Genomic DNA, 10,238 nt, shown 5'->3' with positions numbered 1-10,238 from the left:
CCTAGGTGTCTTAGGCCCGCCCCTGACCCTCGCAGTAGCGGCGGGGGCCGTCGCGGGGGCCGCGGGCCACCCGGTGGGCGCCCCCGGCATGGGCGGCGCGCCGCTCCAGGGCGAAGAGCGCGTTGGGGCTGGGGTCGACGACGGTGACGCGGTGGCCGAGGCGGGCCACCGGCACCGCGAAGTTGCCGGAGCCGCCGCCGGTGTCGAGGACGTCCAGGGCGGCGTTCCCGGTGGTCCCGACCCGGCGGTCGAGGGCGTCCTTGAGGACGTCCCAGACGACGGCGGTTCGCAGGGAGGCGCGCGACGGGCGCGACGACGCCTCGCGGCCGAAGGCGGGGAAAGGGTCCGGCACGGCTCTTGACTCCTCGGTGACGGGTACGGACGTCCCCACCCTATGGCCTCCGTGCCGCCGTGCGGATCAACCGGCGGCGCCGTCCGCCGGGGGCTGTCGGGGCAGTACCGGCTGGAGCACGAGCAGCCGCTCGACCAGGCGCAGGAAGTGGGCGGCGTCCCTGACCAGGTCGTCGGCCTCGCGCGGGGTCGCGGCGGCGGCGACCCCGGCCTCGGCGAGGGCGCGGCGCGGGGCTCCGGAGGCGAAGAGGGCGCTCCATTCGGTGAGCTCGGGGGCGAGCTGCGGCAGCAGTTCCCAGGCGCTCCTTATGGCCTGGCGCCGGCGGGTGCGGGGGACGGGGCGGGCGCGGGCGGCGAGGACGGCGGCCGCGGCGCGCAGGGCGGCGAGGTGCGCGGTGGCGTACCTCTCGTGGGGCCGGTCGAGGGCGGCGGCCTCGTCGAGCCCGGCCCGGGCCTTGGCGAGCAGGTCGAGGGCGGCGGGCGGGGCGCTGGTCCGGCGGGACACGGGGTGGACGTCGGCTGCTGCGAAAGGACTGGCCATGACGAGCCTCCTGTCGTCGGGTGACGGCCTTGTCGCCGTCTGTGTCCATCGTGCAACCCCCCACTGACAATCGCCCTGACCTGGGGTTTTGCCAACAAGGAGACTCCTGGGTAACTTTTGGACTGACCAGTCAGTTCAAAAGTGGGGAAGCGGGGGGTGGATCCGTGGGATCCGAGGACCTGACCACACGACCGTCTCCGGAGGGGGCCGGCGGGGAGTCCGGCGCCGGCAGCGGCCCGGCGGCGCACGGCGTCGAGGTCGTGGTCGAGGGGCTGGGGCTCAAGGGCCCCCGCGGCTGGGCCTTCCGGGACGTGTCCTTCCGCGCCGGGGCCGGCGCGCTGGTCGCGCTGGAAGGCCCGTCCGGCACCGGCCGCACCTGTCTGCTGCTCGCGCTCACCGGCCGGATGAAGACCGGCGAGGGCCGCGCCGAGGTCGGCGGCCTGCCGCTGCCGCGCCGGATGGCCGCCGTGCGCCGGATCGCCGCGCTCGGCCAGGTCCCCGGCGTGAGCGAGCTCGACCCGTCGCTCACGGTCGCCGAGCACCTGCGCGAGCGGGCCCTGCTGCAGCGCCGCTTCGACGGCTCGGTCCGCGCGCTGCTGCGCCGCCCCGGCACCCGGGCCGCCGAGGCGCGGGCCCGGATCGACGAGGCCCTCGCGGCCGCCGGGCTGGACCTCGCCGCCCTGCCGAAGGGCGAGCGGACCTCCGTACGCGATCTGGAGCGCCTGGAGGCCCTGCGGCTGTCGATCGCGCTGGCCCTGATGGGCCGGCCCCGGCTGCTGGCCGTGGACGACACGGACCTGAAGCTGTCGGACGCCGACCGGGCCGCCGCCTGGGCGCTGCTGCGCTCGGTGGCCGCCGCCGGCACCACCGTCCTCGCCGTCTGCAGCGAGGCACCCGCCGACGCCCTGCGGATCACCACGACCGGCACCACCGCGACGACGGACCCGGACCGGAAGGACCGGGACGAGCCGGGCCGGGACGAACCGGAGCCGGAGGCCGCGGACGAGACCGCCGGGACCGGCCCGGAGGAAGACCCGGCCGCCGAAGACGACATCACCGAGGAGGGGGCGGACGATGCGCTCGCCGAAACTGGCCGCTCTTGAGCTGAGGCGCTTCGGCAGGGGCAAGCTGCCGCGCGCCGCGCTCGTCGCGGTCCTGCTGCTGCCGCTGCTGTACGGCGCCCTGTACCTGTACTCGTTCTGGGATCCGTACGGCAGGCTCGACAAGCTGCCCGTGGCCCTGGTCAACGAGGACCGCGGCGCCACCGCCGACGGCAAGCGGATCACCGCGGGCGAGGACATCACCGAGGGGCTGCTCGACAGCAGGACCTTCGAGTGGCACCAGGTCAGCGACGCCGAGGCGCGCAAGGGCGTCGAGGACGGCACGTACTACCTGTCCCTGACCGTGCCCGGCGACTTCAGCGAGCGGATCGCGTCCAGCTCCGGGGACTCCCCCGAGACCGGCGCCCTGAAGGTCCGCACGAACGACTCCAACAACTACATCGTCGGCCAGATCTCGCGGACGGTCTTCGCCGAGGTGCGCACCGCCGCCTCCACCAAGTCCTCCCGGACCTTCCTCGACAAGATCTTCATCTCCTTCTCCGACATCCACGAGGCCACCGCCGAGGCGGCCAAGGGCGCCGCCGACCTGAAGAAGGGCGTGGACAAGGCCAAGAAGGGCTCCAAGGACCTCTCCGACGGCCTGACCGACGCCAAGACCGGCAGCAGCGACCTGGCCGCCGGCCTGAAGAAGCTGGACAAGGGCTCCAAGGACGTCCAGACCGGCACGCGCCAGGTCGCGAACGGCACCCAGGCCCTCGCCGACAAGGTGAACGGCACCGCCGACAAGGTCCGCCCGTACCTGGCGAACAACGGCACGTCGATCCGCGACACCGCGAAGCTGGTCTCCGACGCCACCACCGCCGCCCGCAACGACCTGGAGGACCTGGTCCACCGCGCCCCGATGCTGCGCACCGCCGCCCACAAGGCGGACGACACGCTCGGCCGGCTGCACCGCGAGTCCTGCGAGAAGCCCGGCGCCGGCGCCACCCCGCAGATCGAGCTGCCGGAGGGCGTCACGCTCCCCGAGGGGTTCGTCCTCCCGGACACGAAGGAGTACTGCTCCGCCCTGAAGGAGGCGTCGACCACCGCCGGCGACGTGGCCACGGTCGCGGACGACGTGCACCAGCTGACCAAGGACGAGAAGGGCGACCTGAAGACGCTCGACGAGCGGCTGAAGAAGCTGAAGAAGGAGGCCGACGAGCTGGCCGCGCGCGCCCCGCACCTGGACGAGGACGTCGAGGGCGCCATCCGGAAGATCAACGAGCTCAACCGGGGCGCGAAGAAGGTCGCCGACGGCGCCGAGCAGCTGCACACCGGCATCTCCGGCGCCCGCGCGGGCTCGGTCAGCCTGGACAGCGGCGTCGGCAAGCTGAAGAAGGGCGCCGGCGACCTCGACGGCGGCCTGTTCAAGCTGGCCGACGGCTCCGGCTCGCTCGCCACCGGCCTCAAGGACGGCGTCGACAAGATCCCGGACTACGACAAGGACGAGCGGGACCGGCGTACGGAGGTCATGGCCGACCCGGTGCAGCTCGCCGCCCAGTCGCTCCACAAGGCGCCGAACTACGGCACGGGCTTCGCCCCGTACTTCATCCCGCTCTCCCTCTGGGTCGGCGCCATGGTCGCCTACATGATCATCCAGCCGATGAACCGGCGGGCCCTCGCCGCGGGCGCCTCCGCCTGGCGGATCGCGCTGGCCGGCTGGCTCCCGGTGGCCGCGATCGGCATCCTCCAGGTCGGCGCGCTCCTCTCCGTCCTGCACTGGGGACTCGGCCTGGAGATGGCCAGAGCGGCCGGCACGATCGGCTTCCTCGCCCTGGTGACCTGCTGCTTCGCCTCGATCATCCAGTGGCTGAACGCCCGCTTCGGCGCGGCCGGCCGGATCCTGGTGCTGGCGCTGCTCATGGTCCAGCTGACCTCGGCCGGCGGCACCTACCCCGTGCAGACCAGTCCGGGCTTCTTCAACGCCGTCCACCCCTTCCTGCCGATGACCTACGTGGTCGAGGCACTGCGCCGGCTCATCTCCGGCGGCGGCGTCGGCCCGGTCTGGGAGGCCGTCGCGGTCCTGACCGCCTTCACCCTGGGCGCGCTCGCGCTGACCGCGGTCACCGCACGGCGCAAGCAGGTGTGGACGCTGGACCGGCTCCACCCCGAACTGTCCCTGTGACCCGACCCCTACCGCCTCTGTGAGAATCGATCCCATGGACAGCAGCAGCACCCGCCGCCAGGCGACCCGCGCCAAGCTCTACGAGGCGGCCGTCACCCTCATCGCCGAGCAGGGCTTCTCGGCCACCACGGTCGACGAGATCGCCGAGCGGGCCGGGGTGGCCAAGGGCACGGTCTACTACAACTTCAAGAGCAAGACCGAGCTCTTCGAGGAGCTGCTGCGCCACGGCGTCTCCCTGCTCGCCGCCTCGCTGCGGACGGCCGCGGAGGAGACCGCGGCCCGGGGCGGCAGCCGGGTCGCCGCGCTGGACGCGATGATCCGCGCGGGCCTCGTCTTCATCGACCGCTACCCGGCCTTCACCCAGCTGTACGTGGCCGAGCTCTGGCGCACCAACCGGGCGTGGAACTCCACCCTCCTGGTGGTCCGCCAGGAGGCCGTCGCCGTCGTGGAGGGCGTCCTCCGCGACGGCGTCGAGGCCGGCGAGCTGAGCGAGGAGATCGACGTCCAGCTGACGGCGGCGGCCCTGGTCGGCATGGTCCTGGTGGCCGCCCTCGACTGGAAGGCGTTCCAGAGCGAGCGCTCCCTCGACGACGTCCACGCGGCGCTGTCCCTGCTGCTGCACGGGCGGGTGGGCGGGGGCCGCTGAGCCGGATCCGGGATCCAATATCCGAAATCCCGGATCCCGCATCCCGTACCCAATATCCGGGATCCCGGATATTGGATACCAGATTCCGGATATCGGATCCCGGATATTGGATCCGAGACAAAGAGAGGCGCCGGTCCGCGAAGCTCGATCCCCCCGAGCCACGCCGGACCGGCGCCTTCTTCGTACACCCCCGTGCACGTTCCCCGTGCCGGCAGGCGCACGGCCCCGTTCCGCCGCCCCGTGTCGGCGGTCCGGAGCCGTGCCCCTTCCGTGGCTCCACTCTCTCCTCCGGACGGCCCCTCCCCCATCCGCGCGGGTACTCATCTCGGCGTCTAGGTACGGATACTCAGCCGCCGCGCCGGCCGGGCGGATTGGGCCGTCCTGGTGACGGACGGACGCCGTCTCGTTACGATCGCGAGCGTGTCCGTACTCCCCCTGGTCTTCACGAGCGGCTGGGCGAGCGGGATCAACGCCTACGCGGTGGTCCTGCTCCTCGGCGTCTTCGGCGCGACCGGGCTCACCGACGAGGTGCCCGAGGCGCTCCAGCGCACGGACGTCCTGATCGCGGCCGGCGTCCTCTTCCTGTGCGAGGCGGTCGCGGACAAGATCCCGTACGTGGACAACGTGTGGGACTCCGTCCACACGGTGATCAGGCCGGTCGCGGGAGCGGTGGTGGCGGCCCTGCTGGCCGGCGAGAGCGGTTCGCTGCCGGAGCTGGCGGCGGGCGCGGTCGGCGGTTCGACGGCGCTGATGAGCCATCTGGTCAAGGCCGGGACCCGGATGGCGGTGAACACCTCGCCCGAGCCGTTCTCCAACATCGCGCTCAGCACGGCCGAGGACCTCGGCGTCGCCGGGATCATCACCTTCGCGATGTTCCATCCGGTGGCGGCGGCGGTGATCGCCGCCGTGCTGCTGGCGCTCGGCGTGTGGCTGCTGGTCTTCCTGGCCTCCCGGATCCGGCGCTTCCGGCGCCGCCGGGCGCAGCGCCGCGAGGAGCGCAGACTGGCGGCGGCCGGCGGCGGCCCACCTGTGGACCGCTCTGTCGGCGGGGGCCGATAAGGTCCCTGACATGGGACGGATTGTGGTGATCGGCGCGGGTCTCGGCGCCATGGCGGCGGCGGCACGGCTGGCGATCGCCGGACACGCGGTGACGGTGTACGAGCGGACGTCGACGTACGGCGGGGCGGTGGGCCGCTTCGAGCGGGACGGCTTCGCCTTCGACACGGGTCCCGGGCTGCTGCACCTGCCGGCGGTCTACCGCGATCTGTTCGTGAAGACGGGGAAGAAGCCGCTGGAGGAGTGCGTCGGGCTGAGCCAGGTCGATCCGGCCGCCCGGCACGTCTTCGCCGACGGCACGCGCGTGGACCTGCCGAACGCCTCCCGGGCCGGCACGATCGCCGCCCTGGACGCGGCGCTGGGCGCGGGCGCGGGCGAGCGCTGGGGGGACTTCCTGGTGCGGGCCCGCGAGGCATGGGACCGGACGCGCCGCCCGCTCCTGGAGGAGCCGCAGCCCGCCGATCCGAAGGTGCTGGCCCGCGAGCCGTACCCGGCGCTGAAGGCCGGGCTGCTGCGCCGCCCGACGCGGACGCTCGCCCAGGTCGGCGAGCGGGAGCTGCGCGACCCCCGGCTGGTCGCGCTCCTGGACGCGTACGCGGAGGCGTACGGCTTCCCGGCCTCCACCGCCCCGGCGTCCGCCGCCGTGCTGCCGTACATGGAGCAGACCTTCGGCAGCTGGTACGTGGCCGGCGGCATCCGGGCGCTCGCGGACGCGGTGTACGAGCGCTGCCGGGAGCGGCGGGTGGAGTTCGTGTTCGACGCGGCCGTCGACGAGGTGCTGACCGAGGGCGAAGGCGCGGGCGAGCGGGCCGTCGGGGTGCGCCTGGCGTCGGGCGAGTCGGTGGCGGCGGACCACGTGGTCGCGGGCGCGCCGGTGCCGGCGCTCTACCGCGACCAGGTCATGCCGTGGGAGTCCGGTGACGAGTGGCCGTCGTTCCAGGCGCAGGGCACCGGTCGGCTGACCGTCCTGCTGGCGCTGCGCGGGGCCCGCGAGGAGGGGGCCGTGCACCGCACGGTCGTCCACGGCGCCGGGAACCCTCTGTCCGACCCGACGGTGACGGTGCTGCGGCCGGACGATCCGGCGCTGCGGCCCGACGCGGACCACGAGTCGGTGACCGTGTCCACGCTGGTCGAACGAGTGCCGGAGGAGGACCCGGCGAAGCTCGCCGAGGCGATGGTGGAGGCGGCGGCGCGGGCCGTGCCGGGGCTGGCCGAGCGGCTGCTCTGGCAGGAGGTCCGCACCCCGGAGGACGTACGGGCGGCGACCGGGTCGGCCGAGGTGCCGGGCCCCGCGCTGGCGGACGCGCGCGGTGCCTGGCTGCCCGCGGCGAACGTCTCCCCCGTGCCGGGGCTCTACTTCGCGGGCGGCTGGTCGCACCCGGGCGGCGGGCTCGCCCACGCGGGCATGTCGGGCGCGTTGGTGGCCGGGCTGATCGTGGAGGGCGCGGAGTTCCGCGGCTCGCAGTGACCGGGACCGGCCGGGCCCCGTCCGGCCGGACGGGGCCTCAGTAGCGGTACTGGGACTGCTCGTCGGGGTACTGGCCCTGGCCGTAGGGCGCCGGCGGCTCGTCGGTGTCGCGCTGCTGCGGGACCCAGACGCCGCCGGGCGGGGTGTCGTAGCCGTACGAGGGGGCGTGCGGGTCGCCGTAGTACGAGGTGTACTGCTGGCCGTCGGTGCCGGGGCCGATGTACGGGTCGGAGTAGGCGGCGTACTGCTGCGGGCCGCCGGTGGCGCCGTAGTCGTAGCCGGGCTGCTGCTGCTCGTAGCCGGCGGCATAGGTGTCGTACGCGGGCGTGCCGGGGTCGGCGGGCGCGTAGCCGCCGGTGGCGTAGCCCGAGGTGTCGTAGGTCCCCGTGGCGTAGGTCCCCGTGGCGTAGCCGCCGGTCTCGTACCCTCCGGTCTCGTAGCCGCCGTACGCGGGGGTTTGCGGGGTCTCGTCGTGCTGCCCGCCGCCGTAGACGCCGTACTGGCCGGTGTCCTCGGGCAGGGGCTGCGGCTCGTAGACGGAGGCGGGTTCGCCGCCGGCGTGCAGTTCCTCGGCGTCGGGGCCCGGGGCGTGGGCCGCGGCGGCGTCCTCGTAGGAGAGTCCGGAGACCTCCAGGGTGGGGCCGGCGTCGCCGGCCGGGCCCGCCTTGCGGCGGCGGCTGGCGCCGGGGTTGCCGCCGATCGCCCAGCCGGTGGAGAAGCCGCGGCGGAAGGAGAGGGTCACGAAGGTCTGGCCGACGGCGAAGGCGACCGCGCCGGCGATGATCACCGCGACCGAGGGCAGCAGCACGCCGGCGACGACGCCGAGGAAGCCGCAGAAGGCGAGGATCCGCCAGCGCAGCCGCGCCTTGTACTGGAGGAGCACCTCGCCCAGCAGCCAGAGCGCCACCAGGCCGAACGCGATGTAGAGGACCGTCCACCCCATGCCCCGCAGCCCCTCTCTACGGCCACCGCCGCGGGTCAGGGGCGGGTACGACCGGTCAGGACTGCTGGTGCAGTCCGAGATTCTCGTAGATCTCGAGCGTCGCGGTGGAGCTGTTGAGCGTGATGAAGTGCAGTCCGGGGACGCCCTCGTCCAGCAGGCGCGCGCAGAACTCCGTCGCGAACTCGATACCGATGGAGCGTACAGCGGCGGCGTCGTCCTTGACCGCGAGGATGCGTTCTTTCACATCGGCGGGGAAGGCGGCGTTGCTGAGCTGGGGCAGCCGGTCGAGGGTCTTCGCGGTGACGACGGGCATGACCTCGGGGATGATCGGGGTCTCGCAGCCCGCCTTCTCGACGCTGTCGCGGAGCCGCAGGTAGTTCTCCGGGTCGAAGAACATCTGGGTGATCGCGTAGTCGGCGCCGGCCCGGCACTTGTCGACGAAGTGCCGGATGTCGGTGTCCCAGTCGGCGGAGCGGGGGTGCATCTCGGGGAAGGCCGCGACGCCGACGCAGAAGTCGCCGGACTCCTTGATGAGCCGGACCAGGTCGGCGGCGTACCGGACGCCCTCGGGGTGCTCGACCCAGTCGCCCAGCGGGTCGCCGGGCGGGTCGCCGCGCAGCGCGAGCATGTTGCGGATGCCGGCGTCGGCGTACTGGCCGAGGACGTTCCGCAGCTCGGCGACCGAGTGGTCGACGGCGGTGAGGTGGGCGACCGGGGTGAGGGTGGTGTCCGAGGCGATCTTCTGGGTGGCCTTGACGGTGCCGCCGCGGGTGGAGCCGCCGGCGCCGTAGGTCACGGAGACGAAGCTGGGGCCGACGGCCTCGACGCGGCGCATGGCGTTCCAGAGGACCTGCTCGCCCTTGGCCGTCCGGGGCGCGTAGAACTCGAAGGAGTACGACGTGCCGGAGGCGAGGATCTCGCGGACCGTGCGGGCGCGGTCCGAACGGACGGAAGCGGTTCCAAGGGCCATACGGGCAGGTTAGACGGGGTCCAGCGAGGCGCGGAAACCGCGTCCGAGGAATGGACACCTTTTCGGACAGCGGTACGACGGCGGCACGACGGCGGTACGAGAGCGGTACGACGGCGGTACGAGAGCGGTGCGACGGCGGCACGAGAGCGGTGCGACGGTGGCAGGAGAGCGGTGCGGCACCGGTGCGGCACCGGTTCGCCGTGGGCACGGGCGCGGCGCGGGTGCGGCGCGCCCACCCGGTGGTCGCCGCCGTCAGGCGCCGGCCCGCTCCCGGACGCGCTTGGCGAGGGAGGCCGCGGCCGCGGCCGGGTCGTCGGCCTCGGTGATCGCGCGGACGACGACGATCCGGCGGGCGCCGGCGTCGAGCACCTCGTCCAGGTTGTCCGCGTCGATGCCGCCGATGGCGAACCAGGGGCGGTCCTGGGCGAGTCCGGCCGCGTACCGCACCAGACCGAGGCCGGGGGCGTACCGCCCGGGCTTGGTGGGGGTCGGCCAGCAGGGGCCGGTGCAGAAGTAGTCGACGCCGGGCTCGGCGGCGGCCGCGGCCACCTCGGACTCGGCGTGGCAGGAGCGGCCGATCAGCACCTCGTCGCCGAGGACGGCGCGGGCGGCGGGGACGGGCAGGTCGCCCTGGCCGAGGTGGAGGACGTCGGAGCCGATGGCGTGGGCGACGTCGGCCCGGTCGTTCACGGCGAGGAGCTTGCCGTGGTGGCGGCAGGCGTCGGCGAACACGGCGAGGTGCTCCAGCTCCTCGGCGGCCTCCATGCCCTTGTCGCGGAGCTGGACGATGTCGACCCCGGAGGAGAGCACGGCGTCGAGGAAGGCGGGCAGGTCGCCCTGGCGCTTCCGGGCGTCGGTGCACAGGTAGAGCCGGGCGTCGGCGAGCCGCTCACGAGGCGTGGGCATGATGGTTCCCCCCGTCGGGTGGTGGCGGGGGGGGGGCGGGGGGGGGGGGCCCGGCGGGGCGGGGGGGGGGGGGGGGGTGGGGGGGGGCCCGGGCGCGCGCCGGCCCCCCCCGCCCCCCCGGAAAGCCCCCGC

General features: G+C 74.0%; 9 protein-coding genes and 1 pseudogene. 5 read left to right on the top strand and 5 right to left on the bottom strand.

Going from position 1 to position 10,238, the window contains the following annotated elements:
* Positions 1 to 88: 88 nt before the first annotated feature.
* Positions 89 to 352, bottom strand: a pseudogene (locus ACFW1I_RS24830) (class I SAM-dependent methyltransferase); the annotation flags it as partial.
* 66 nt (positions 353 to 418) lie between these two features.
* Positions 419 to 892, bottom strand: coding sequence for an SAV_6107 family HEPN domain-containing protein (locus tag ACFW1I_RS24825; RefSeq protein ID WP_384673737.1), 474 nt, complete (start codon positions 890 to 892; stop codon positions 419 to 421).
* Positions 893 to 1,152: 260 nt separating this feature from the next.
* Between ACFW1I_RS24825 and ACFW1I_RS24820 the strand changes: the two genes are divergently transcribed.
* The 5 genes from ACFW1I_RS24820 to ACFW1I_RS24800 all read left to right on the top strand — a co-directional run bounded on the left by ACFW1I_RS24820 (position 1,153) and on the right by ACFW1I_RS24800 (position 7,287).
* Complete coding sequence (locus ACFW1I_RS24820; protein ID WP_384673744.1) at positions 1,153 to 1,995, top strand: ATP-binding cassette domain-containing protein; 843 nt, start codon at positions 1,153 to 1,155, stop codon at positions 1,993 to 1,995.
* Positions 1,967 to 4,117, top strand: coding sequence for a YhgE/Pip family protein (locus tag ACFW1I_RS24815; RefSeq protein ID WP_384673734.1), 2,151 nt, complete (start codon positions 1,967 to 1,969; stop codon positions 4,115 to 4,117). Before ACFW1I_RS24820 ends, ACFW1I_RS24815 begins: the two co-directional genes overlap by 29 nt.
* Before the next feature lie 34 nt (positions 4,118 to 4,151).
* Positions 4,152 to 4,763 (top strand): TetR/AcrR family transcriptional regulator, encoded by a 612-nt coding sequence (locus ACFW1I_RS24810; RefSeq protein WP_384673732.1) that lies wholly within the window; start codon positions 4,152 to 4,154, stop codon positions 4,761 to 4,763.
* Positions 4,764 to 5,183: 420 nt separating this feature from the next.
* The gene (locus ACFW1I_RS24805; protein WP_384673729.1) at positions 5,184 to 5,822 is read left to right on the top strand and encodes a DUF4126 domain-containing protein; all 639 of its coding nucleotides are present in this window, start codon (positions 5,184 to 5,186) and stop codon (positions 5,820 to 5,822) included.
* Between the two features lie 10 nt (positions 5,823 to 5,832).
* Complete coding sequence (locus ACFW1I_RS24800) at positions 5,833 to 7,287, top strand: phytoene desaturase family protein (RefSeq protein WP_384673726.1); 1,455 nt, start codon at positions 5,833 to 5,835, stop codon at positions 7,285 to 7,287.
* A 37-nt stretch (positions 7,288 to 7,324) separates the two neighbouring features.
* On the opposite strand, the gene ACFW1I_RS24795 is transcribed toward ACFW1I_RS24800, so the two are convergent.
* The 3 genes from ACFW1I_RS24795 to thiE all read right to left on the bottom strand — a co-directional run bounded on the left by ACFW1I_RS24795 (position 7,325) and on the right by thiE (position 10,106).
* Positions 7,325 to 8,230 (bottom strand): hypothetical protein, encoded by a 906-nt coding sequence (locus tag ACFW1I_RS24795; protein ID WP_384673724.1) that lies wholly within the window; start codon positions 8,228 to 8,230, stop codon positions 7,325 to 7,327.
* A gap of 55 nt (positions 8,231 to 8,285) precedes the next feature.
* Entirely contained in the window at positions 8,286 to 9,200 is a 915-nt protein-coding gene (gene metF / locus ACFW1I_RS24790; protein ID WP_384673721.1) for a methylenetetrahydrofolate reductase [NAD(P)H], read from the bottom strand.
* A 252-nt stretch (positions 9,201 to 9,452) separates the two neighbouring features.
* Positions 9,453 to 10,106: a thiamine phosphate synthase gene (gene thiE, locus ACFW1I_RS24785; protein ID WP_384673718.1), complete on the bottom strand. Its 654-nt coding sequence runs from the start codon at positions 10,104 to 10,106 to the stop codon at positions 9,453 to 9,455.
* Between the last annotated feature and the right edge of the window lie 132 nt (positions 10,107 to 10,238).

The sequence above is a fragment of the Streptomyces sp. NPDC058955 genome, assembly GCF_042741435.1.
GTDB lineage: Bacteria > Actinomycetota > Actinomycetes > Streptomycetales > Streptomycetaceae > Streptomyces.
Note: the sequence above shows the minus strand (reverse complement) of the source record. Positions and strands in the feature narration are given on the sequence as shown.